This is a genomic window from uncultured Sulfitobacter sp. (assembly GCF_947502895.1).
Taxonomy (GTDB): Bacteria; Pseudomonadota; Alphaproteobacteria; order Rhodobacterales; family Rhodobacteraceae; genus Sulfitobacter.
In genome coordinates, this window is record NZ_CANNBM010000001.1 from 433,586 (window position 1) to 457,347 (window position 23,762).

At 57.7% G+C, this 23,762-nt stretch carries 23 protein-coding genes; 14 read left to right on the top strand and 9 right to left on the bottom strand.

The genetic code is table 11. From position 1 onward, the window contains the following. Positions 1-167: 167 nt before the first annotated feature. Positions 168-3,005 (top strand): DUF4214 domain-containing protein, encoded by a 2,838-nt coding sequence (locus tag Q0903_RS02050; protein ID WP_299412415.1) that lies wholly within the window; start codon positions 168-170, stop codon positions 3,003-3,005. 776 nt (positions 3,006-3,781) lie between these two features. On the opposite strand, the gene Q0903_RS02055 is transcribed toward Q0903_RS02050, so the two are convergent. Further along, positions 3,782-3,976, bottom strand: a complete 195-nt coding sequence (locus tag Q0903_RS02055) for a hypothetical protein (RefSeq protein ID WP_299024637.1) — start codon at positions 3,974-3,976, stop codon at positions 3,782-3,784. 713 nt (positions 3,977-4,689) lie between these two features. On the opposite strand from Q0903_RS02055, the gene Q0903_RS02060 reads away from it, so the two are divergent. The 3 genes from Q0903_RS02060 (at position 4,690) to Q0903_RS02070 (ending at position 7,327) form a co-directional block, all read left to right on the top strand. Beyond that, positions 4,690-5,619 (top strand): LysR family transcriptional regulator, encoded by a 930-nt coding sequence (locus Q0903_RS02060; protein WP_299412418.1) that lies wholly within the window; start codon positions 4,690-4,692, stop codon positions 5,617-5,619. A gap of 128 nt (positions 5,620-5,747) precedes the next feature. Further along, entirely contained in the window at positions 5,748-6,602 is an 855-nt protein-coding gene (locus Q0903_RS02065; protein ID WP_299412421.1) for a DUF481 domain-containing protein, read from the top strand. A gap of 263 nt (positions 6,603-6,865) precedes the next feature. Then, on the top strand, positions 6,866-7,327 hold the full coding sequence (locus tag Q0903_RS02070; RefSeq protein WP_299412423.1) for a hypothetical protein: 462 nt from the start codon (positions 6,866-6,868) through the stop codon (positions 7,325-7,327). Positions 7,328-7,718: 391 nt separating this feature from the next. Here Q0903_RS02070 and fabA read toward each other — a convergent pair whose 3' ends face one another. Next, positions 7,719-8,228 (bottom strand): bifunctional 3-hydroxydecanoyl-ACP dehydratase/trans-2-decenoyl-ACP isomerase, encoded by a 510-nt coding sequence (fabA, locus tag Q0903_RS02075; protein ID WP_299412426.1) that lies wholly within the window; start codon positions 8,226-8,228, stop codon positions 7,719-7,721. Positions 8,229-8,433: 205 nt separating this feature from the next. On the opposite strand from fabA, the gene irrA reads away from it, so the two are divergent. Continuing rightward, positions 8,434-8,853 (top strand): iron response transcriptional regulator IrrA, encoded by a 420-nt coding sequence (gene irrA / locus Q0903_RS02080; protein ID WP_299412429.1) that lies wholly within the window; start codon positions 8,434-8,436, stop codon positions 8,851-8,853. Positions 8,854-9,018: 165 nt separating this feature from the next. Here the strand turns inward: irrA and Q0903_RS02085 are convergent, their stop codons facing one another. Beyond that, the gene (locus Q0903_RS02085) at positions 9,019-9,453 is read right to left on the bottom strand and encodes a peptidylprolyl isomerase (protein WP_299024650.1); all 435 of its coding nucleotides are present in this window, start codon (positions 9,451-9,453) and stop codon (positions 9,019-9,021) included. Between the two features lie 180 nt (positions 9,454-9,633). On the opposite strand from Q0903_RS02085, the gene Q0903_RS02090 reads away from it, so the two are divergent. The 9 genes from Q0903_RS02090 to Q0903_RS02130 all read left to right on the top strand — a co-directional run bounded on the left by Q0903_RS02090 (position 9,634) and on the right by Q0903_RS02130 (position 19,172). Continuing rightward, the gene (locus Q0903_RS02090; RefSeq protein ID WP_299024652.1) at positions 9,634-10,320 is read left to right on the top strand and encodes a haloacid dehalogenase type II; all 687 of its coding nucleotides are present in this window, start codon (positions 9,634-9,636) and stop codon (positions 10,318-10,320) included. Further along, positions 10,320-11,144 carry an alpha/beta hydrolase gene (locus tag Q0903_RS02095; protein ID WP_299412432.1) on the top strand — a complete coding sequence of 275 codons (825 nt, stop codon included), beginning with the start codon at positions 10,320-10,322 and terminating at the stop codon, positions 11,142-11,144. Before Q0903_RS02090 ends, Q0903_RS02095 begins: the two co-directional genes overlap by 1 nt. Next, positions 11,141-12,109, top strand: a complete 969-nt coding sequence (locus tag Q0903_RS02100) for a threonine/serine dehydratase (protein ID WP_299412435.1) — start codon at positions 11,141-11,143, stop codon at positions 12,107-12,109. The genes Q0903_RS02095 and Q0903_RS02100 overlap by 4 nt, the downstream gene beginning before the upstream one ends. After that, positions 12,106-13,299 carry an endonuclease/exonuclease/phosphatase family protein gene (locus Q0903_RS02105; RefSeq protein WP_299412438.1) on the top strand — a complete coding sequence of 398 codons (1,194 nt, stop codon included), beginning with the start codon at positions 12,106-12,108 and terminating at the stop codon, positions 13,297-13,299. The genes Q0903_RS02100 and Q0903_RS02105 overlap by 4 nt, the downstream gene beginning before the upstream one ends. Next, on the top strand, positions 13,299-14,087 hold the full coding sequence (gene pcaD / locus Q0903_RS02110) for a 3-oxoadipate enol-lactonase (protein WP_299412441.1): 789 nt from the start codon (positions 13,299-13,301) through the stop codon (positions 14,085-14,087). Before Q0903_RS02105 ends, pcaD begins: the two co-directional genes overlap by 1 nt. Before the next feature lie 30 nt (positions 14,088-14,117). Further along, the gene (locus Q0903_RS02115) at positions 14,118-15,443 is read left to right on the top strand and encodes a lyase family protein (RefSeq protein WP_299412444.1); all 1,326 of its coding nucleotides are present in this window, start codon (positions 14,118-14,120) and stop codon (positions 15,441-15,443) included. A gap of 4 nt (positions 15,444-15,447) precedes the next feature. Continuing rightward, on the top strand, positions 15,448-16,647 hold the full coding sequence (locus Q0903_RS02120) for a TCR/Tet family MFS transporter (protein WP_299024663.1): 1,200 nt from the start codon (positions 15,448-15,450) through the stop codon (positions 16,645-16,647). A gap of 101 nt (positions 16,648-16,748) precedes the next feature. Then, complete coding sequence (locus Q0903_RS02125; protein ID WP_299412445.1) at positions 16,749-17,837, top strand: zinc-binding dehydrogenase; 1,089 nt, start codon at positions 16,749-16,751, stop codon at positions 17,835-17,837. Positions 17,838-17,939: 102 nt separating this feature from the next. Next, complete coding sequence (locus Q0903_RS02130) at positions 17,940-19,172, top strand: mandelate racemase/muconate lactonizing enzyme family protein (protein WP_299412448.1); 1,233 nt, start codon at positions 17,940-17,942, stop codon at positions 19,170-19,172. Between the two features lies 1 nt (position 19,173). Here Q0903_RS02130 and Q0903_RS02135 read toward each other — a convergent pair whose 3' ends face one another. The 6 genes from Q0903_RS02135 to Q0903_RS02160 are packed head-to-tail and all read right to left on the bottom strand — an operon-like array spanning position 19,174 to position 23,743. Then, the gene (locus tag Q0903_RS02135) at positions 19,174-19,425 is read right to left on the bottom strand and encodes a hypothetical protein (RefSeq protein ID WP_299024669.1); all 252 of its coding nucleotides are present in this window, start codon (positions 19,423-19,425) and stop codon (positions 19,174-19,176) included. 58 nt (positions 19,426-19,483) lie between these two features. Then, positions 19,484-20,176 (bottom strand): RraA family protein, encoded by a 693-nt coding sequence (locus tag Q0903_RS02140; RefSeq protein ID WP_299412451.1) that lies wholly within the window; start codon positions 20,174-20,176, stop codon positions 19,484-19,486. Then, positions 20,173-21,300 carry a cobalamin-independent methionine synthase II family protein gene (locus tag Q0903_RS02145; protein WP_299412454.1) on the bottom strand — a complete coding sequence of 376 codons (1,128 nt, stop codon included), beginning with the start codon at positions 21,298-21,300 and terminating at the stop codon, positions 20,173-20,175. Before Q0903_RS02145 ends, Q0903_RS02140 begins: the two co-directional genes overlap by 4 nt. A 12-nt stretch (positions 21,301-21,312) precedes the next feature. Continuing rightward, on the bottom strand, positions 21,313-22,341 hold the full coding sequence (locus Q0903_RS02150) for a membrane dipeptidase (protein WP_299412458.1): 1,029 nt from the start codon (positions 22,339-22,341) through the stop codon (positions 21,313-21,315). Further along, positions 22,341-23,324: a cupin domain-containing protein gene (locus tag Q0903_RS02155; RefSeq protein WP_299412461.1), complete on the bottom strand. Its 984-nt coding sequence runs from the start codon at positions 23,322-23,324 to the stop codon at positions 22,341-22,343. Before Q0903_RS02155 ends, Q0903_RS02150 begins: the two co-directional genes overlap by 1 nt. Further along, positions 23,321-23,743: a RidA family protein gene (locus tag Q0903_RS02160; protein WP_299024679.1), complete on the bottom strand. Its 423-nt coding sequence runs from the start codon at positions 23,741-23,743 to the stop codon at positions 23,321-23,323. The genes Q0903_RS02155 and Q0903_RS02160 overlap by 4 nt, the downstream gene beginning before the upstream one ends. Between the last annotated feature and the right edge of the window lie 19 nt (positions 23,744-23,762).

Genomic DNA, 23,762 nt, shown 5'->3' on the forward strand with positions numbered 1-23,762 from the left:
GCGCGTGCGGCGACGGGCGGCTGACCGCAAGAGGCAGTTCCAAAATGCGATGGGCTGCGCAAAAATGCTTGATCTTGGACCCGAGACTGTCGGAATATATCACCTATGGACCAAATCGATAGAGACCGGCAACGCGTCAAGCGTCGCAAGCAAAGGGCGACGGGGATTTGACATATTTTGATGAGCTTATTCGCAAAGTAGCTTCTGCAAACGATCTGGACCCAAGCATCGTTGATTTCGGCGTTCTGGCAAAGGTCTGGCGCTCCCCTGTCAGCAAGCTGAATTTTGATGCGGTCAACACAGTCGACATCTCTGAATCGGGCTGGATTGATATCTCGGACCCGATGCGGCCCGGCAATCTTGCGGTCTACGAGGGCGATTCAGTCCAGTTTTACCATGGCTTGATCAATCAGGTCACGGATGCGCCGATCTCGGGCTGGTGGCGCGATTGGGGCAAAAGCTGGTATGAGGACCATGAGATATCAATCCGGCTGACGGGGATCGACCAAGGGTCGTCCAAGGATACGGGAGAATGGAGCCTCTATTACGGGGCGGACCTCATGGACTTCGAAAACGCGTCAATGGAGCTTGAGAGCGTCAATGGGTTCGATACGTTTACGCTCCGTACACAGCTCGATAGCATCTACAGCGCCGATGCGTGGAACAACCGTCTGCGCAGTGAATTCCACTTGTCCTCTGACTATGCGGACCTGAACAGCCAAACCGAAGGTCTGGCCGACCCTAATGAGCAGTTACGCATTCAAACGGTGGATATCACTCCGGTTTGGACCAATCCGTACTTTAACTTTATTGGCGAATACACCATTCCCGCGCTGGAATTCGATGTCGATGAAGGGATTGATGGACCTGTCAAGGTCGGTGACACCAGCTATGAAGAATTCACCATTGGATCGGGCGAGTTCGACGGTGAAATCTCACGCGGAGTGTCGGCGCAGTTCAACTACATTGATCTGCCCGATTACACCTATCGCCGCTGGCCCGAGAACATCGCCTTTGAACCCCAGCCTGTGTTTCAGCACACGGTTAACGACTATGTTGTTGTGCCGACCTATCGCAGCTTGGATGGGGGATCTTTCAGTTTCAATGTGATTGGCGCGAGCGCGGGCTACGAAGACGTCGAGGTGTTCGCGGGCTATTTGGGCGCACCTGATTTGCCCGCAGCGATCTATGGAGAGCTGGAGGTCCGCGGCAACAGGTTAGTCTACACTCCGCGCGCAGAATTCGACACGTTCCGCTTTGATTATCTCAACTACTACATCGTTGAACCTGACGGTGATGTCCAATTCAAGTCGCTCGAAATCACCTCCTACGAAGGCTTCTTTTTCGGCTATGGGACTGAGACCGGAGGGTTAGAGGAAAGCTGGACCCACCCCGACTTTGGCAGTGCGGGCTTTGTCGAAACCATGTTGGACGAAACCTATACCGGATCGAGCGGAGGCGACTGGATCGATGGCGGTTGGGGTAAAGACACCCTGCGCGGCGAGGCGGGCCAGGACTTTATCGTCGGTGGCGCTGGGGCGGATCTTTTGGAAGGCGGGGCAGGAGACGATACATTGTTCTCTGGCACAACCCTTGACGACATACGGGCTGACGGCGATGACACTGTGTCGGGGGGCATGGGCATCGACATCGCATATTTCCTTGACCGGCGCGACGATGTCACGATCGCGCGCGAAGGCACCGCCTTGCGGATTACATCATCTGAGGGCAGTGATCTGGTGCTCTCAGATGTGGAACAAGTTGCCTTTGAAGCGGGTAACTTTGACACGCTGGTCACCTACCGTTTTGCCGAGCTTTGGGGTGAGAATATCGCCCCCGCACCCCGCGCCACCGAGACCGTGCGCGTTTACGGCACTGAGGGCGGCGGGCGCTTGATCGGCAGCAGCATTGGCGACATCATCCACGGAGACGGGCTGCGGGCTCAGTATTTCGACACAGAGGCAAACGCCGTCTTCCGCCTGTACCAAGCCACGTTGGGCCGTGCACCCGATGCTGCCGGTCACGTCCAATGGACCACGCAGATCGCCATGGACGAGACGAGCCTTGACCAGATCGCGCAAGGCTTCGTAGGCAGTCGAGAGTTTCAGTCGCAATATGGCGGGCTTGATGCCTCTGCCTTTGTGACGTTGCTCTATCAAAACGTACTGGGCCGCGATCCCGATGCGGCGGGGCTTGCCAGCTGGACCAGCAACTTAGCAGGCGGAGCTTCGCGCGAAAGTGTGGTGCTGGGCTTTTCCCAAAGCCGCGAGTTCATCCAAAGCACCACTGCGGACGCGCGTTCCTTTGCGGCGGGTGCGGATCCGGCGTCGTGGTCGGATGATGTTTTCCGCTTGTACCTAGCGACGTTGGACCGCGCACCTGATATTGGCGGATTCACAGCTTGGTCGGATCGATTGGCAGACGGCACGCCGCTTGAGGTAGTGATCGGTGGTTTTGTGAACAGCGCAGAGTTCAGCCAGACATATGGCGGCCTGACGGACGAAGCCTTCGTCACGTTGCTATACAATAACGTCTTGGGGCGCGAACCGGACGCGGGTGGTTTGACGTCGTGGTTGCAGTTCTTGGCAGAGGGGGCCGACCGCGCCTCCGTCGTTATGGGCTTTTCGCAAAGCCAGGAGTTTGTGATCGCCTCGCAAATGGGCCTGCGGGACTGGATTATGTCGCTGGGTGTGCACGATGAAATCGTGACTGCGGGTGGTGTGGACATGGCGTTTGGTGGAATCTTGTCGGATGAGTTTTTGTTCGCTCCCGAGGTGAAGGGGCACACGACGATTGGCGATTTCGAGCCTTGGGACATCCTTGATCTTTCTGGCTTTGGGTATGCCAGCGACGGCGAGGCACGCGAGCACTTTGAGGTCACAACCGAAGGTCTGCGGTTCTCGGACTTTGGTGTTATTGTGGACCTGCGGCCCGCAGCGGGCACAGCATTGTCCAGTATTGAGGATCTGAACTTGCAGTTGGGTCTGGACGATGTGTCTGTCTAACGTTCCGGCTATTGGTGTTGCAGAGAAGGACGCGCGAAAACGCGGGCTTACCGTTGCCGGATCGGGACAGATCTGTTGATTTGCGTTGCGAACTGACACCTTTGGCGCTGCTGCAGCGAATGATCAATTTGTCCGCCTCTCGTCGGTTCCAGCATCGCGCAGCGAAAGTACAGTTTGGATTTGGCCTATAATATCTCGATTGAACGACCGCTTTGATGACACATGCTGCAGGGCTGCGAAAGACATGCCGCACGCGCGAGAAAATACTGCGTCAGCGAAGTGAGAAAAACGAATGTCTGAAAAGTCCGCATTGCAGCCATCGGCGCAGAGCGCAGCGAAGGTCCGCTTTCGCCCAAAGTGTTGAGCAACATGAACGGCCCCTAGCCGACCTTTGCGCTGGCATTTCAAGCAGCGTTGCGGCGTCCCCAAAGCTGCCGTTCGTTATTTATGCAGAATTCTGGCGGCAAAGAGGTCTGCTATTCGGGTAAAGGACTGTTGCCCTCAGTTGCAACTAAGTTCGTTAACCGCTGTTTCCCCCTCGACTACGGTCACATCGGCGGAATTGTCTGCAGTTTTCTCACCATAGCAAGCTTGAAGCGGCATGGCGGCAGTCAGGAGAGTTGCTGCGAATAACTATCGTGTACTGTCGATCTCTCCATTTTGTGGGCGCGTTGATGATAGTTCTCAGCGCTGATCAGGGAAATTATCCCATTCACTAAAAAAGGCGGCGCGAATGATCGCGCCGCAATAGTTGGCAGGCCTGTCAGAAGGCTTTATTATTCGGAACCAGCTACCTTTTTAACACCCTTCACGGCCAGCTTGCCTGCGCCAACGGTGCCTTTGACGGCGGTTTTAGCGACGAACCCAGCTGTGGCACCGGTGTTGTTGGCTACTTGCTCTGTCGAGCAGGCTGACACTGTTACCATTGCGCCAACCATTGCGATGATCATCATTTTCTTTGCATTAAACATGGTCTTACTCACTTTGTTTGCGTCGCTCGGTTTCATGGTCAAAGACGAACGAGGGATACGGTTTCAGGCGCGACGCCCTTCGTGCCGTATGAAACAGTCATGAAAACCTGCTTCAGTTCGTCTTTGTTGAAACCCGTATAGCGAGAAACTTAAGGGCATAAAAACGAATATTAATTATAGTTGAGGCGAGTTTACCTCATGTATTATCGTGTCGGCATGCGATTCACCTCTTCACTTGGACAGAGGCGGTGTCATTCGACGTCAGGTAGGGCAGAAATAGAGACCATCAGGACCCTTGGGTGCAACATAAGAGACCCCGACACTATCTATGCAGGTCATTGGTGCTCTGGATGTCCGAATAGCGAGCTTGGTGCCCTTAACTGCCAGCTTCCCCGCACCTACAGTTCCCTTGACGGCCGTTTTCCCGACGAAGACAGTTGCATCGACTGCGTTCTCTGCAACTTGAACAACAGTGCAGGCCTGCATTCCCGAGAGGCTGATACCGATTGCGAGCACAAGACGGCGGCGTGATAAGGGGCGTTTGGATTTCACTGCGGTTCATTACTTCTATATGTGCGATGCGGCGACCTGCGCATGCAAAGGTGTTAGCAGCGCACGAACAAGGGGCACGCGCAGTTTAAATCTTACCAAGATTAACTACACTCAAATGAATAATATTTGTGATTGAAGCGCGTATTGCTTACGGATGAACCATGGATATTACACTTGTCAAAACATTCATTGAAGTTGCAAACACCGGATCGTTTGTGGCGGCATGTGATCGCCTATTTGTAACCCAGTCGGCCGTCAGCTTGCGTATACAGCGGTTGGAAGACAGTTTGGGCCATCCCCTCTTCATTCGGTCAAAGGCAGGCGCAGTCCTGACTTCTGAAGGTAAGCAGTTTGAACGCTATGCCTTAAGCCTTCTGAAAATCTGGGAAGAAGCGCGGCAACAAATCGCAATTCCTGAAGGGTACAGCCGCGCAATATCCATCGGTGCGCAGTACTCCTTGTGGCCGCGGCTGGGATTTCGATGGCTCGATGCTTTGCAGATCAGGATGCCCGAACTCAGTGTTCATGCTGAACTGGGCATGACAGACAGGATCACGCGTTATCTGGTAGAAGGAGTCGTGCAGGCAGCTCTGCTATACACTCCGCAACTTAGACCTGGCCTGACGGTGGAGCACGCCTTGGATGACGAACTTATCCTTGTTGCATCGTATCCGGGGGCGACACTCGATCTGAAGCGAGACTTCGTTTCAATTGACTGGGGTCCCGAATTCACCCATGCGCTGACGACCGCGCTGCCACACCTAACGGATTCGGGCCGGTCTATGGCACTGGGAGCCTTGGCAGCCGAATATATCGTTAACAGGAAAGCCGCTGCATTTCTGCCTGCGCGGTCTGCGAAGCGTTATATGGACGAAGGAAAACTACACCTTGTAGCAGACGCGCCACGCTTTCCGTATCCCTCTTGGGTCGTTTGGCGGAATGATCTGCCCAGCGACATTGCGGAGGCCGCGCGCGCGACTTTGGCAGAGGTCGTTCAAGCCGCTGAGATTGAACAGGAAACTGTTACGGAGGACATGGAAACGATGGAAAATTTTCAACCTGTAGAGAGTCTCGCAATTACAAACGAGTAATTATCACCATAAGCATCAATTAAACTCGTTTAACTCACTCCACTGATGTCGATTATACCTGTCTCAGCAGAAATGCTTCCGAACGACTCTCGGATCGGATCACTTCTTTTTGGGAAAGGAATACCCCAATGAACACTCTTTTGAAGTTCGCCACAGTCTCCGCATTGGCACTGATGGTTGCCGCCCCTGCGATGGCACAGACAGCACTTACCGGCGTCGAGGCACTTAACGACCAGATCGACGACATCACCGATGATGTGAATGAAGATATCGAGCGCGGCACAGACGCTGATCGCTTTGGCCCAAACGGTGTGGCGCAAGGCTGGAAGGGCTCGTTTGCTCTGTCCGCATCCGGCACAAACGGCAACACGGACAACGGCGAAGTCTCTGGTGCTGGCCGTTTGACTTATGGCATCGGTGATTGGAACCACCTCGTAGGTTTCGCGATTGAGTACGGTGAAGCCAACGGTATCAAATCCGAAGAGAAATTCTTCATGACCTATGAAGCCAACCGCTATTTCACACCGGAGCTTTACGGCTTTGCTGTTGGTCGCTACCAGTATGATGGCTACCTGACAGACGCTGATAACGTTGCCATTGATGGTGACGAGACAAACGCATTCTTGGGTTTTGGACCAGGTTACCGCATCCTGAATAAGCCAAATCAAACATGGCGTGTTCAAGCGGGTCCTGGCGTTCGCTACTTTAAGGACGTCACGGGTGCTTCGGAGACCGAAGTAGGCTTCATTGCTTCCTCGCGTTATTTTTATGCGATAAACGATGTAATGTCGTTCACAATGGACACAGACGTTCTGGGTTCTGACGTAAACACATTGGTCTCCAACGATGCGGGTATTAACTACAAGCTGTCAAACAACCTGTCGACACGGGTCAGCTACCGCACAGACTATAACACCGATCCAGTTGCTGGTGTGAAATCCACAGACAACACCATTGGTGTGTCTCTGGTTCTCGGCTTCTAAGGCACGGCAAAATCAAAACTCTTCCGGTGGCTTGTGGCCTCGTAAAGCCGGAGGAGGATCAGATGGGAAGGATGTTGAATTACATCCTTCCCTTTTGCTGTCCAAAAGCCGCATCTCCCGATTTTCCCTAATGCATTCGCCATACTCTCTTTATGGTTAAGTAATTTGAATTTTACTGGTTCTATATGCTCGGATAATCTCACTTACAGAAGGTCCGAAGACCGGATGCACCGCCCAAGCAAGGGTTTCTTTAAGAGACGGGAATGACCATGAACTTCGCTATCAACACATGTGCCCCCACTTTTGTGGAAGAAAGCAAATTTGTCGAAGTGCTGACATCGGAGGATTTCGGTGAATTGATCGGATATCGAATTGGCGGTGGCCGTCCGGGGCCAAGCGCGGTTCTTGCTGGTGACCCAGCCTTGATCGAAGCCCTTTTCGAGCGCTTCATGGCGATTCCTACTTTGCCATGGATGTGGGGGCGTCTGCACCTTGTCTCTCTTGAGTTCATCGAGAGTGCCAATCTACACGAGTTGCAAACATGTCTTCTAGAAGTGAAAGTGGATGGGCTGATCATGCTGCCCTACGCACGGAGCGATGGAGGCCTTGATGCTGCGATTGAAGATGGTTATTGGGCAGGCCTGCGCCTGTGCAGCCAGCTTGGGATGATCGAAGGACGTGGGGTCAAACCTTCCGGAAACCAGATCACCAGAGCATTACATTGAAATCAAACGACCCAATCGCCCCCTCAAGTTTCTCTTGAGATAGTTGTTGATGAAAAAGAAAGGCTTAGGCAGCTATGGATCAACGACTACGCAAGCTCGCGGTATTGTAGTGATACCGCACCGGGTATTCATGCGGAATGCAGAGTTATGAACATTAGGCTCGAAGCTGCTATTCGTTCATGTCGCACAATATCGCTAAACTGAAGGTCCGCTTTTTGTGGGGCGGACTGATATCTTCGCAACCGCAACGAAAGTCTGGTTGCCGCCAGCACTGCATTTTTCCGCCAGTGCGGCATTTGAAAATGCGGCCATTAGCAACGTGGCCGGCAAGGGTAACCTTGTCCGCAAAGCAGACAGCAACCATTGCTTCACTCGCTGACCGCAGTGCCTCTCAGCTTTCGCTGAGGGCTACCTTCATGTCAGTCACCTGATAGATCACTTCGCCGTCCGCCTCCACCGTACCACTGGCCACACCCATTGTCAGGCGGCGCGTCTGGATGGCTTTGGTGAAATCAATCTTGTAGGTCAGCATCTTGCGGTCGGGGCGCACCATGCCTGTCAGCTTGACCTCGCCCACGCCCAGCGCATAGCCGCGCCCCTGCCAGCCACGCCAGCCGAGGTTAAACCCCGTGAGCTGCCACAATCCGTCCAACCCAAGACACCCTGGCATGATCGGATTACCCGGGAAGTGACAGTCAAAAAACCACAGATCGGGCGTGATATCGAACTCGGCCACAATATGGCCTTTACCATGCGCACCGCCATCGGCGGATACCTCGGCAATGCGATCCATCATCAGCATGGGCGGGGCTGGCAACTGCGCGTTGCCCTCGCCAAACAGCTCGCCGCGCGCGCATTTCAACAGGTCTTCTTTGTCAAAACTGGTGGGATAGTCTGCCATGGGTCGCACTCCTGCACGTCTGAATATTGCGCCCCACCTAACACCCTGTCCGCCACCGCTGCAAGAGGCAGGCCAATGCGCGGAGCGCCCCAATAGCGGCAGGATTCACGCACCTTCCGGCCCTGTACGATCTGCCGCAGCATTTGCAATTGAAAATCCCCCTTGCAAACCCCTATATTAGAGCCAATTCGTAGTGAGGCCAAAAATGTCTGAAACACAGCTGGAAACCGGAACCAAGTGGCTCGCCACTGCGGGGCTGCGCCCGACACGCCAGCGCCTGACGCTGGCGACCCTGCTGGTCGGCGATGGCCAGCACCGCCATGTCACCGCAGAAAGCCTGTTTGAAGCCGCCAAAGACGGCGGCGATAGCGTATCACTGGCCACAGTCTACAATACCCTGCGCGCCTTCTGCCATGCCGGACTGCTGCAAGAAGTCACCGTTGACGGCTCGCGCAGCTATTTTGACACCAACACCCATGACCACCCCCATTTCTTTTGGGAAGACGAGGCGCGTCTTACTGATGCCCCCTCTGACCAGTTGGTCATAGCGCAACTGCCCGACGCGCCCGAAGGCGCCGAAATCGCCTCGGTTGATGTTGTCATACGCCTGCGCAAGAAAGCCTGACGCCGCCCCCTGCCGAAACGACTGCATATTTATAGAAAACGCGCGGCCTGAAATTCCGGACCGCGCGATAAGTTGAAACTTCTGTATTTTTCAGCCGTATATTCTCAGGGAGAGCCCTTGGCACAAACCAAGGGCGGGGGGCAGCGCCCTTTCCCTGTAAAATGATCAAGCTGCGTCGATTTTCATCAACTCGATATCGAACTGCAGATCTTTGCCAGCCAGTGGGTGATTGGCATCCAGCGTCACTGTTGCTTCGTCAACTTCAACGACAGTCACAGGCATCGCTTGCCCGTCAGGTGTCTGCATTTGCAGCTGTGTGCCAACTTCCAGCGGAATATCCGCCGGAATACCTTCGCGAGGCACTGCTTGGCGCATTTCAGGGTTCAACTGGCCGTAGGCATCATCGGCACCGATTTTGACGATTTTCTTGTCGCCGACCTTCATCCCAGGAATTGCTACATCAAGACCTGGAATGATCTGGCCAGAACCAACCTCGAACTGCAAAGGGTCACGCCCTTCGGAACTGTCGAATGTGGTGCCATCCAGCAATGTGCCAGTATAGTGCAAATGCACGGTATCGCCTGCCTTGACTTCGGCCATAGGTCGTCTCCAATCTGATAAGGGGGATAAGGGTGGAGGCCGCGTATCTGCGCAGGTGCTCCAAATTCTGGCCGCACCTTTTCAAGCCTGCAGCCAAATCGCAACCCCCATTTCACCCTTTTCCACCTGCTCGCCCCATGCCACTGTATACCAGACGCGCACAAACCCTGCGGAGGCTCCATGCCCATCACGACCTGTATCTTTGACGCCTACGGCACTTTGTTTGACGTAGCCGCTGCAGCACGACAAGCGGCCTCAGAGCCTGAATATGCTGCGATCAAAGACGACTGGCCGCAGCTGGCGGAGCATTGGCGCCTCAAACAGTTGCAATACAGCTGGTTGCGTGCCGTAGCAGATGCACATTGCGACTTCTGGCAGGTCACGCAGGAAGGTCTGGACTGGGCGCTGGAGAAAACAGGCCATCACGGCGACACCGCCCTGCGCGAGCGTCTATTGCAGCTTTATTGGGAGCTGGGCGCATACCCGGAGGTCCCTGCCATGCTGCAAACCCTCAAAGCGGCTGGATTGAACACAGGCATACTCTCCAACGGCTCGCCCGCGATGCTGCGTGGTGCTGTGGACAGTGCGGGGATCGACGGTGTGCTGGATGCGCTCTTGTCTGTTCAGAGCGTTGGCATCTTCAAGCCCGACGCGCGCGTCTATGATTTGGTTGGGGCAGAATTCAGTTGCGCCAAAGAGGACGTCCTCTTCGTCTCTTCCAACGGATGGGACGCGGCAGCAGCTACGGGATACGGGTTTACCACCGTTTGGGTGAACCGTGCGGGCGATCCGATGGATCGCTTGCCGTGGACACCCGCACATACGCTCTCCGACCTCACTGGCATTCCTAAACTGGCAGGCATCTAATGGCACATTTCACCACATCCGACGGGCTGAAACTCTACTATACCGACGAAGGCCAAGGCCTGCCGATCCTGTGCCTTGCGGGGCTGACGCGCACCACGGCGGATTTTGACTATGTCACGCCGCACCTCAGCGCACATCGCCTGATCAAGCTTGATTATCGCGGACGTGGGCAATCGGATTTTGACCCCAACTGGAAAAACTACACGCTGCCCGTCGAATGCCGCGATGTGACCGAACTGCTGGATCATCTGGGGCTGGAGCAGGTCGCGATCCTTGGCACCTCGCGCGGGGGGCTGAACGCTATGGGGCTGGCCATGGGCGCAAAACATCGCCTGCTGGGCATCGCCCTGAATGACGTGGGGCCTGTGATTGATCCCAAAGGGATGGCGTTCATCAAGGATTACATTGGCCGCAACCCCGCAGCCAAAACCCATGAGGACGCCGCCGCCGCAATGGCCCGCGCCTTTCCGGAATTTGCCAATATGCCTGAAGGCCGCTGGCTGGAGGAAGCGCGCAAGCATTACACCCAAGACGCGGAGGGCCTGCACATCACCTATGACCCGCACCTGCGCGATGCGGTGCTGGCGGCGGGCGCGCAGATGATGCCCGACCTCTGGCCGTTCTTTGATGCGATGGAAGGCCTGCCATTGGCGCTGATCTGGGGATTGAACTCAAACCTGCTGAGCGCGGATACGGTGGCCGAAATGCAAAAGCGCCGACCGGATTTGATCCTTGCCCGCGTCCCTGATCGCGGACACATCCCGTTTCTGGACGAAGAAGAAGCCATAAGCGCCCTGCGCGAGTGGATCGGAGCGATGCAATGAACATCGACATGATCCGCGCTGCTGCCAATCGCATCAAAAGCCACGCCGTGCGTACACCCCTGCTAAACGCGCCCTTTCTGGACGACATCGCAGGCCGCCGTGTCTGGGTCAAACCCGAGTGTTTGCAGCGCACGGGAAGTTTCAAGTTTCGCGGCGCCTATGCGGCGCTCTCTGCGCTTGATCCTGACACCCGCGCAAACGGGGTCATTGCTTTCTCGTCGGGCAACCATGCGCAGGGCGTGGCCCTTGCCGCAAAAATGCACGGCACCTCTGCGGTCATCGTAATGCCCGCAGACGCCCCTGCCCTCAAGATAAACAATACGCAAGCGTATGGTGCGGAAGTCATCCTGTATGACCGCGAGACTGAGTCGCGCGACGAGATCGGCGCAAAACTGAGCGCCGAGCGGGGCCTGACGCTGGTCAAACCCTATGACGATCCAAACGTCATGGCGGGCCAAGGCACCTGCGGTCTGGAAATCGCGCAGGACGCCAATGCGCTCGGTATCAAGCATGCCGATGTAATCGTTTGTTGTGGTGGCGGGGGTCTCACCTCGGGCATCGCCCTTGCGCTTGAGGCTGACGCCCCCACCCTGCGCGCCCGCTCTGCCGAGCCAGAGGGGTTTGAGGATGTGAAGCGTTCGCTGCAATCAGGCGGGATCGTGCGAAACAACGCCCTGTCGGGCAGCATATGTGATGCGATTGTCACACCGCAACCCGGTGATCTGACATGGCCCGTACTCAGTCGCCTGTGCGGTGCAGGGCTGGCCATCAGCGACCAAGAGGCGCTGATGGCGATGGCGCAAGCCTTTGTGCATCTAAAACTGGTGGCAGAGCCGGGCGGTGCCGCTGCGCTTGCTGCCGCACTCTATCGTCACGACGAGATTGAGGGGGATGACGTGATCGTCACCATATCAGGCGGCAACGTGGACCCCGCCATGTTCGCCCGCAGCTTGGAGACCTTATGACCCGTTTCACCATCGCCAGCTTTAACGTGAAAAACCTGATCGTTGCGGATAGCGAATATTACCAGTTCCAGTCCTATACCCCCGAAGAATACGCATGGAAGCGCGACTGGCTGGCCGATCAGATGGTCACGCTGGATGCCGATATTGTCGGCTTTCAAGAGATTTTCGACGAAGATTCCCTGCGCGATGTGATCACGCTTGCTGATAAATACGGCGAGGCACAAAATGAGTTCTCGCTGCCCGACGGGACCAAACGCTACCGCAAGCGCGCAATTTTTGACAAGCTGGCCTATGGCAGCTACCGCAGCGCCGAAATCGCCTTTGCGCCCAATATGAATGATGGAGAGGCAGGCCACCGGCGCCCCGGCGTGGCAATCCTGTCGCGCTACGGTTTCGCAGACGAGCCAGAGATCATTCAGGATTTGGGCCAGCCGTTGGATATTCCGTTCTCTGACGGAGCCGAGGACGGCGGCTTTTTCCGCATCAGTCGTCTGAGCCGCCCGATCCTCAAAGTGCGCATCCCTGTCGGCGGTCGGATCATCACCGTTTTCAACTGCCACCTGAAATCCAAACTGGGCGAATTCATCCGCCCAGATGACGGCGGCATAGCCCCCGAGGCGGACCTGACCCAATATGATCCGGTAGGCCGCGCGCTGGGATCGGCACGCGCAGCCATGCGCCGTATGGCCGAGGCGTGGGTCTTGCGCGGCGCTATCGTACAAGAGCTGCGCATGGGTCATCCCGTTATGGTGCTGGGTGATTTCAACGATGCCGAAAACGCAGTGAGCAGCGAGATCATCTCGGGCGAGCATCCGTTCAAAAACTATCAATGGATGCTGCGCCATGACGCGGAACACCGCGGGGATCGCTATTCCGAAGCCGAGGCACAGCAAATCACCGAAGATATCGAGGCTGTGCGCCTGCACGCCGCGGAAAAGCTGTTTGTACGCAAATCCTTGCGCGATATGGTCTTTACCGCAGCGTTTGGCGGGGTCTATGAAAGCATCGACCAGATTTATATGTCACGCCACTTCCTGCCTGAATACGCCGGCAACATAGGCGAAATGGAGTATTTCAGTGTGCTGAACGACCATCTGACCGATGGCAGCCATGCGGAGGCACCGTATAACAAACTGGCCTCGGACCATGGGCAGATCATGGCACATATGATCCTGAAGGGAGAAAGCTGATGCAGATATTTGACGCAGGGGATGTACGCATCCACTACCGCGTGGACGGCCCCGCAGATGGTGTGCCAGTTGTATTCGCCAATTCGCTGGGCACAGATTTGCGCCTTTGGGATCCGATCATGCCGTTGCTGCCCAAGGGCCTGCGCATCATTCGCTGGGACAAGCGCGGCCATGGCCTGTCAACGGTTCCCAGCGGGCCGTACAAGATGGGATCGCTCATCAGCGATTGTGAACGCCTGCTCGATCACCTTGAAGTGAAAGATGCCGTGTTTGTCGGCCTCAGCATTGGCGGGATGATCGCGCAGGGCTTGGCGGTCAAACGTCTCGACCTGATCCGCGCAGTGGTGCTGAGCAATACTGCCGCCAAAATCGGCAATCCTGCGTTGTGGGACGAACGCATTGCCGCCGTCAAAGCAAACGGCGTGGAGAGCCTTGCCGACGCAGTGATGGAGCGCTGGTTCTCGGACCAGTTCCGCGCCACGCCCGAGCTGGAGTTGTGGCGCAACATGTTGGTGCAACAGGCAGACGACGGCTATGCGGGGTGTTCAGCGGCCATATCGGGCACTGATTTCTTTACGCCGACCAGCGGCTTGCGTCTGCCCTGTCTGGGCATCGCAGGCTCCGAGGATGGCTCGACCCCGCCTGATCTGGTCCGCGAGACCACAGATCTGATCCCCGGCTCTAAATTCCATCTGATCCGCCGCGCGGGCCACCTGCCCTGCGTCGAGCAACCCGCCGAGTTCGCCCGCGTGCTGACAGATTTTCTGACCGGTGTTGGCCATGTCTGATTTGTTCTTCAACAGCCTGGGCAACGCCTGATGTCCGCGAGTGTTTTCGACAGCCCGCTTTACGCGCATCTGTTTCCAACGGGCGAAGCAGGGCGACTGTTTTCCGACACCGCTGCCATTCGTGCGATGCTGCTTGTCGAGGGTGCTTTGGCCAAGGCCCAAGGCGCGCAAGGCATCATCCCCGAGCTGAGCGCCAAGGCGATCCAGCGCGCCACGATGGAGATACAAATCGACCCCGGCGCGATTGCCCGCGCCACAGGCGAGAACGGCGTGCCTGTGCCAGCCCTCGTCGCCGCCTTCCGCAGCGAAATGAATGCGCCCGAACATGCGCAATTCGTGCATTGGGGCGCAACTTCACAAGATATTATGGACACAGGCCTCATGCTGCGCCTGCGCCAGTTGTTGTTGCTGGCAGAGAACGATCTGCGTGCCATAATCGCCTCGCTCGCGGCCCAAGCGCAGGCACATGCGGCAACCCCGATGGCCGCCCGTACCTACGGGCAACATGCCACCCCGACCAGCTGGGGCGCTGTTGTTGCCGATTGGGGCCATGCCCTGTGCGATTTGCTGGATGCTTTGCCCGCTCTTCGCAATACGTCACTATTGGTATCGCTTTCCGGTGCAGCTGGCACGTCATCGGCGCTGGGGGCCCATGCTGCCGCGACGCGCAGCGCACTGGCTGAGGGGTTGGGTCTGAATGATCCAGAGCGCAGCTGGCACGTGGACCGTGGCCCGATCCTTCGCATTGCCGATTGGCTGATACAGGTCACCTCGGTTCTGGCCCGCATGGGGGCGACGTTGGTGGCTCTCACAGGTAGCGAAGTTGCGGAAATTACACTGGGCGGTGCGGGGGCATCCTCTACCATGCCGCAAAAGCAAAACCCGGTTGGCCCGTCTGTTTTGCATAGTTTGGGCCATCAGGCGACAGGCCTGCGAGCTGCCCTTGCACCCGCCACCCAACATCTGCACCAGCGTGACGGAGCTGCATGGTTTGCCGAGTGGATGGTGCTGCCGCAAATCGCACTCGGAACGGCGTCGGCCTTGCAGCACGCCAAACTGATTACCAGTGCCATGGCCCCCAACACCGCCGCCATGGCCGCGACGCTGGAGAACGGGCTGGGCCTGATCCATGCAGAAGCCCTCAGTTTTGCGCTGTCCGAGCAGATGCAGCGCCCCCAAGCGCAGGCCGAAACCAAAACCCTGTGCCGCGCCGCCCAAGAGCAGGGTGTTTCTTTGGCAGCATTGGCGTATGACGCCTATCCCGACCTGCCCAAAGGGCTGTTTGACACGGCCAGCTCTCTGGGGCTTGCCCCGTCCGAGGCGCAGGCCTTTGTCGCGCGCGCACAGACCGTCTGAACGGATGCGTCTGCCAATCATCTTTATCCTGCTCACAGTGATGATTGATGCCATGGGCATCGGTCTGATTATTCCCGTGATGCCGGATCTGATACAGGAACTGGGCGGCGGAACGCTGGCGGAAGCTGCGATTTGGGGTGGCATTCTGTCGACAACATTTGCGGTGATGCAGTTTCTTTTTGGCCCTGTGATGGGCGGGTTGTCAGACCGTTTTGGCCGCCGCCCCGTGCTTTTGCTGGCGCTGCTGGTGATGGCGATGGACTATGTGGTGATGGCGGTTGCGGGTAGCATCTGGCTGCTACTGCTGGGACGGGTGGTGGGCGGCATCACCGCCGCGACACAATCCACCGCCTCGGCCTATATGGCCGATATCTCTGCCCCGCACGAGCGTGCGGCGCGTTTCGGGCTGGTCGGTGCCGCCTTTGGCGCGGGTTTTGTGCTTGGTCCGCTGCTGGGCGGGTTTCTGGCCGAATACGGCACGCGCGCGCCTTTCTGGCTGGCTGCGGGTCTGGCGGCAGGCAACGCGCTGTTTGGCTGGATTGTGCTGAAAGAAACTGTCACCCCCGAGCGGCAGCGCGCATTCAGCTGGCGGCGGGCAAACCCATTGGGCGCGCTGCGTTCGCTAGGCCGCTTGCCGGGGGTTACGCCATTATTGCTGGTGTATTTCATTTATTACGTTGGTTTTGCAGTCTATCCCGCCGTCTGGTCCTACTTCGGGAAAGAGCGTTTTGACTGGTCGCCCGCCACGATCGGCCTGTCGCTGGCCCTGTTTGGCGTAACCATGGCCATCATCCAAGGCGGGTTGATCCGCCCTGTGCTGCGCGCCTTTGGCGAACGCGGGACAGTGATTGTCGGGCATGCGTTCAGCATCGTCAGCCTGATCGGGATTGCGATGATTACATCGGGGTTCTGGGTTTTGGTGCTGACCCCGCTTGCGGCGATGGGCGGCATCATTCCACCTGCGTTACAGGGGATTATGTCGGCGCGTGTGGCCGATGATGCGCAGGGCGAATTGCAAGGCGCGCTCACCTCGGCCTCGGCGCTGGCAATGATGCTGTCGCCTTTGGTGATGACCTACACTTTCGCGCAATTCACCGATGCGGATGCCCCTGTATACCTGCCTGGCGCGCCCTTTTTGCTGGCCGCCTGTCTCAGCACACTGGGGTTGGCTGCGCTGGTTGCGTTTACCCGACGCACCGACTGACGCCGCGTCGTTTTCCGTGACGCGTTTAGAGGCCGCGAAAAACGCTTGTGAGTGTCCCGTATCTGCGCAACGCTGCAAAGCAACACGCAAGAGGACCTGCCATGAAAAAGATCAAAGCCGCTGTATGCCATGAATTTGGCGCGCCCCTGAAACTCGAAGAGATCACGCTGCGTGCGCCCCAAGCGGGCGAGGTCGAAGTCAGTCTTGATGCGGTAGCAATCTGCCACTCGGATATCTCGTTCGCGGAAGGCGCGTGGGGCGGATCGCTGCCAGCTGTCTATGGCCATGAGGCCGCGGGCAAAGTGGCGGCAATCGGTGAAGGGGTGAACGGGCTGAGCGTGGGCGACAGCGTGGTTGTCACGCTGATCCGGTCCTGTGGGACCTGCCCGTCCTGTGCAGGTGGTGCGCCGACCCTGTGCAGCACGCCCTATGATGGCGATCACGGCCCGATCAAAACCGCAGATGGCGGCAAGCTGCATCAGGCCATGGCCTGTGGTGCCTTTGCCGAAGCTGTGGTGGTGGACCAGCGCCAAGTGGTCAGGATCGGCGAAGAAATCCCCAAAGACTGTGCAGCATTGATTGCCTGTGGTGTGATTACGGGCGTGGGCGCTGTGGTCAACGCCGCCGGTCTGCGCGCAGGCCAAGACGTAGTTGTGATTGGCGCGGGGGGCGTGGGCCTGAACGCTATTCAAGGTGCACGGATTGCAGGCGCACGCCGGATCGTCGCCGTGGACATGAGCGAGGACAAGCTGGAGATCGCCCGCGAATTCGGTGCGACAGACGGTGTGTTGGCCACGGGGGCCAAGCCATGGTCAGAGGCCAAGCGCGCAATGGGGCGCGGCGCCGATGCGGTGATTGTGACTGTCGGGGCAATCCCTGCCTATGACACTGCGCCGAAATACCTCGCTTATGGCGGTAAGGTTGTGATGGTGGGTATGCCCCATTCGGGGGCGGTTTCGACTTATGAGCCTGTTATGCTGGCGGCTGTTGGTCAGGGCATGGTCGGCTCAAAGATGGGCGATGTGGTGATCCAGCGTGATATTCCCTGGATGGTCGACTTGTATTCCCAAGGGCGCCTCAAGCTGGACGAGCTGATTTCGGGGCGGTGGGAGCTGGGCCAGATCAACGAGGCGATTGCCGACACCAAAACGGGCGCGGCGCGGCGCAATGTGATTATGTTTGATCGCTAGGCTCTTTCTGCGCCTGTTTGCGCGGTTTGAGACTGTGGGATTGAGTTTAAGGGAAAAATAAAGAAGCCCTTGGACAGTGTTTAATATGAGACGGGGGATGCGATGCGGCTGAAGGATCTGGAGGTCATCGTCACGGCACCACCTGCGCCCGGATGGGGCGGGCGGTATTGGATTTTGGTCAAGGTGCGCACCGATTGCGGAATCGTGGGCTGGGGGGAGTGTTATGCCTCCTCTGTCGGGCCGGTGGCGATGTGCGCGGTGATCGAGGATGTGTTTGCGCGCCATATGGCGGGCGAGAACCCCGAGAACATCGAGATGATGTTCCGCCGCGCCTATTCATCCGGCTTTACCCAGCGGCCTGATCTGACGGTGATGGGCGCCTTTTCGGGGCTTGAGATTGCTTGTTGGGACATTCTGGGTAAGGCACGGGATCGGCCTGTTTATGCGTTGCTGGGCGGGGTGATGAACGCACGGGTGCGTGCCTATACGTACCTTTATCCGTTGCCGCATCACAATCTGGCTGATTTCTGGACCTCACCCGAGATGGCGGCGGAATCAGCGTTGGATGCCGTTGACCGTGGTTATACGGCGGTGAAGTTTGACCCTGCTGGCCCCTACACGCGGCGCGGCGGGCATATGCCTGCGATGAGCGACATCACCCAGTCGGTGGCATTTTGCAAGGCGATCCGCGAGGCCGTGGGAGACCGTGCCGATCTGCTGTTTGGCACACACGGTCAGTTCACTACTGCGGGGGCGATCCGTTTGGGTCAAGCGTTGGAACCCTATAGCCCGCTTTGGTATGAAGAGCCTATTCCGCCCGACAATGTGGCGGAAATGGCGAAGGTTGCGGGGGCCGTGCGCATCCCCATCGCCACGGGCGAACGCCTCACCACCAAGGCCGAATTCGCGCCAGTGCTGCGCAGTGGCGCGGCAACCATTCTCCAGCCTGCTTTGGGGCGCGCTGGCGGGATATGGGAGATGAAAAAGGTCGCAGCCATGGCCGAAGTCTATAACGCGCAGATGGCACCGCATCTTTATGCGGGGCCTGTTGAGTGGGCTGCCAACATTCATTTGGGTGTAAGCATCCCCAACCTGCTGATGGCTGAAACCATCGAGACACCTTTCCATGATGCCTTGATCAAGGGCAGCATTCGTGTGGAGGGTGGCTATATCACAGCCCCTACTGCGGCAGGCTTGGGCATCGAGGTGGATGAGGATCTGGCCCGCGCGCATCCCTACACGGGCGACGGCTTGCATCTGGAGATGCAAGAAGCGCCTTGTGACTATGTGAACGGCAATAATTTCGAAGGCGGTGCGCCTGCTCCACGAGATTAGGCTATGCTTTGCACCTGAAGGTGAATTCAGCGGTACCATCTGCCGCGCGCGTGATCTTGAGATCCGTGACTTTTTGGCCCTGTCGGCACAGAGCGCCGAATGCATTCGAACGCAAGTCATTGTCGGACCATTCGGCGCCAGCGCGCCCGCTGGACAACCCATCCTTGGTCGTGAAGGCCAGCTCGTTCGGAGAGGTTGCAGATCCACATGCGGCCAAAAAGGCCAGCATGACAATGGCGAGGGTAGAACGCATGTGTATGTCCTTATTCAGAAATATTATGGAGTGTTTGTAGGGCTCAGAAAGAGCAGCGTTAGGTGCGCGATGCCTCGAACGCGGCCCAGATCGCTTCGAATTCAGCAAAGTCGATGCGCTGCCCTTTGACCTTGTCCAACACGATCTTTTCCGAGGCGAATAGCTGGGTGATCGCGTCTTCAAGCTGGGGTACCACATCCTGCGGGATCACGACAGCGCCGTGACGATCGGCATGGACAAGCGCACCCGGCGCAACGGGCATACCGTGTACTATCACAGGCTGGTCATAGTCGATCACATGTACAAAACCGTGGCTGGGGCCGATAGAGCCTGCCACCACCGGAAAGCCGTCAGGCATATCGCCCAGATCGCGCATCACACCGTCGGTCAGTGCGCCCGACAGGCCGAATGACTTGTGGATGTTCGTGTTGATTTCGCCCCAATAGGCGCCGATGGCATTCGGCACATCCATGTCCTGAACGACCGCAATGGCCGGGCGCGGGCCTGCGGCCATGTACTCATAATAGCCCATGCGCCGCGCGCGGATCTCTTCCGGCGGCTCGGATGGTGGGTTCACGGCCTGGATGCGCGCAGTGCGGGCGTAACCGACCATCACCTGCGAGGGATCAGACGCCAGCATGGTGCCACGGGTGAAATCATCGAAACCGCGCTTACCCTGTGCCACTTCGATGGCATTGCAGACTGTGGGCGTATCGACACGGCGCAACAGCGCAAGCAGGCTGTCATTCATGCGCGCGCCTGCGCAATCGCAGCCCCCTCTGTCAGCGCGTTCAGTTTGGCATAGGCGATTTCGGGATCAACGGCGCCAAAACCTGCAAATGTGCCAAAGCCGCAATCACTGCCCGCGATCACGCGGTCCGCACCAACGATGCCGGTAAACCGCTCGATCCGCTGGGCGACGACCTCGGGGTGCTCTACGAAATTCGACGTGGTATCGACCACACCGGGGACCAGCACTTTGCCTTCAGGGATATCACTCTTGCGGTCACGGAAGACGGTCCATTCATGGGCATGGCGCGGGTTTGACGTCTCGAACAGAACATAGCGGGCCTTGGCGCCCATTAGCGTGTCGAACACTTTGTCCATACCAATGTCACAAGTATGCGGCCCCTCGTAATTTCCCCAGCAGATGTGGATGCGTACCTTGTCCTCTGGCACATCGCGCAACGCATGGTTGAGCGCCTCAACATGGCTGGCGGCGATTTTGAGGAATTCGGCATCGGACAGATCGTTGAACAGCATGTGGCGCGACAAGGCCAGATCAGGGCAATCGAGTTGCAGATCAAGGCCCGCAGCGACGATCGTCTCATATTCTTCCTTCATCGCATCCGCGAGAGCGGCCAGATAGGCGTCGCGCGTTTTATAGTGATCGTTTTGCAAGAAAAGCGAGATCACACCGGGAGAGGCTGCATTCATAAACCCGCGCTTGGCCCCATGGGCGGCCATGCCGGCCTTGAGGTTGGCAATGTCTTTGCCCAGCTCCTCCTGCCCTTTTGAGCGGACCTCGCCCGTACACATGGGGCGTGCATATTGCGGGGTGCCGCCGCCTTCGGCGAGGCGTTTGAGGAACGTCGGGAACTGCTTGAGATCGGCAGGCGCATTGCGCGGGCTGTCACCCGAGAAACCTGTGTAGCGGTCTTTCACATAGGTGGCGTAGGAAATCTTGGAGGTCTCGCCATCGCTGACCACGTTGATCCCTGCCTCGACCTGCCGCTTGACCGTGGCGTCCACGGCGGCGGTCATGCAGGCGTCAAATGCGCCAGCGTCATAGTCTTTGCCATGCTCGCGGGCAAAGATGAAGTCGACAACCTCTTGTGTGCGCGGCAGAGATCCTGTGTGTGTCGTAGTGACCATGGTGTTATTTCCTTAGTTCAGGTGACGGCTTAGAAAGCCCAACCAGTTTTCGTGTGACAGCTTGGCGATAAGCGCCTCACCATAGCCGTGCGCGCGCATGGCGCTGATAAGATTTGGCAGATCGCCCGCATCCGCCAGCCCCTGCGGCATCGGTGCGCCGTCAAAATCCGACCCTAGCCCGACGTGATCCTCGCCCGCCAGATCAATCATATGGTCTAGCTGGCGCAGACAATCATCCAGCGTCGCGTGGCCACGCGTCCAGCCTGTATCGCTAAGGAACAGCGTGGCAAAGTTTAGCCCCGCCATTCCACCCGTCTGACCAATGGCGCGGAGTTGATCATCGGTCAGATTGCGTGCGTTCATCGATACAGCACAGGCGTTGGAATGGGTCGCAACCAGCGGAATGCCCCCATCTGCCACATCCCAGAAACCTTTGACATTAAGGTGCGAGGTATCGACCATAATGCCCATGTCCTTGCATCTGGCCACCAGTGCACGGCCCAGCGCCGTCAGCCCAGCGCCCGTATCCCCGTCACCGCCGTGCAGGAACGGCACGCCTTCCCCGAATATCGTAGGTCTTGACCAGACCGGCCCGAGCGAGCGCAGCCCCATGGCGTAAAGCGCATCCAGCTCCCACAGCTCTGGGCCAATGCAATCGGCCCCTTCCAGATGCAGTACACAGGCCAACGGATCACTGACAAAAGCGCGACCCAGTTGCGCGGCAGTTGTACAAATCTCGATCTGACCTGCGACGTGCAGCTTTTGCGCAATACCCGCTTGGGCAATCACCGGCTCCAGCGCCGCAGCAGCAGGCATGGCAGGCGGCAAAGGCAATTCCGACATCCCATTGTCAAAGACCGAGAAATCAAATGCGCCCTTGGCCGCTGCCGAATAAAGCGCAAAGAAACCGCCCGCCAGCCCACCTGCACGGGCAGCAGGGCGGTTCACATGGCCGATGGGTCGGTCAAAATCTGCAACTGGATCAGCACTGGTCCCCCAAAGCCTGCTCAGCACGTCGTTGTGACCGTCAAATACCTGCATCAAGCGCCGTTCCACGTCAGACCAGCAGGGTCACCTGTTGCAACAACATGATATAGCGATGCCTCACCCGTCATCGACGGTACCGCGCAGTGCTTGAGATTTTCAGGCACCGACATTGTATCGCCCGGTGCCAGTACCGTGTGGCCTGCGGCGAAGTCGCTGTTACCTTCCCATTCCACGCGCCAGTGGCCGCGCACAGGCATCAACACCGACGGTCTGTCGTGGCTATGCATGTCAGCGGTCGCACTGCTGCGTGTCAGCAGATCGATCTCGAACCCCGGCTTGTCACGGATGATGCCATGCTCGCCAATGACTTTCGCAGGCTTTTTGTCCGCGAGCGCGACCATATCCCAGTAGCGTCGCACATAGCCGCCGACCACCTGCTGCGCTGTAGGCTCGGGGAAATCCCTTAGCTCTTCTTCGCTCAGCACAGGCATCGGGCCAACCCCCTCGGGCAGTGTCGCGCCCTTCTTGGTATCATAGAGCTTGCCATTCTCGCCCAGCACAAGGCCATGGTCCTGCGCGTCCTCGATCACCTGCGGCGCCCAAATCACACCGCCGCCTGCATCATCGCCGCCCAACACAGCCATTATCATGCCGTAGTCGGTGCCGATGTTCTCGAACCCGCGGAACATGCCGGTGGGGATGTTGATGATGTCGCCCTGCTCCAACACGACTTCACCCGCGTCACCCCAACGGCCCCAGAAAAACCGCCAGCGGCCCGATAGCACAAAAAACACCTCTGCCGTGCGATGGCTGTGCAGGGAGTTGCGGCATTTCGGCGGTTGGCCTGCAGCACCAATATTGAACCCGTGTGGCAGCGCGATATGCACATGCTGGTCAGGGCTCTCCGAGACACCACCACCAATGATCGTGAAATTCTCTTTCTGGTCACTGCCCGGCGTATGCGCGTCGATAAAGGCGGTCTTGCAGGGCTGCAATTCACCGTAACGCACGATGCGTTGGGTCATGTCTTGGGTCATGGGTCTTTCCTTTTGTGTGCGACGATGCGCAATTCCACAAGTGTTCCGGGGGTCACGAAACCGGTTACTTCGATCGCCGTCCATGCAGGAAACGGCGTTTTGACATATTGTGCGCGGATGCTTCGAAAGACGTCGATATGGCCTGCGATGTCTTTGTGATAGCTGGTCATTTCAACCACATCATCAAAGCTAAGACCTGCATGCGCCAACACGGCCGAGGCACGCTCGAACGCCAGCGTGATCTGCGTTTGCGGATCGTCCGACACGCCGCCATCAGGGCCAGCACCCGTCATGCCCGTGAGAAACAGCATATCTCCCGCCCAGATCGCGGGCGACATCTGCCAATCAGTGACATAGTTCTCCATGCCCGCAGGCACGACGGCATCATTCGGGGTCATATCATTCGTCTCAATCTCCATTGCGCTGCCCTGCGAAGAG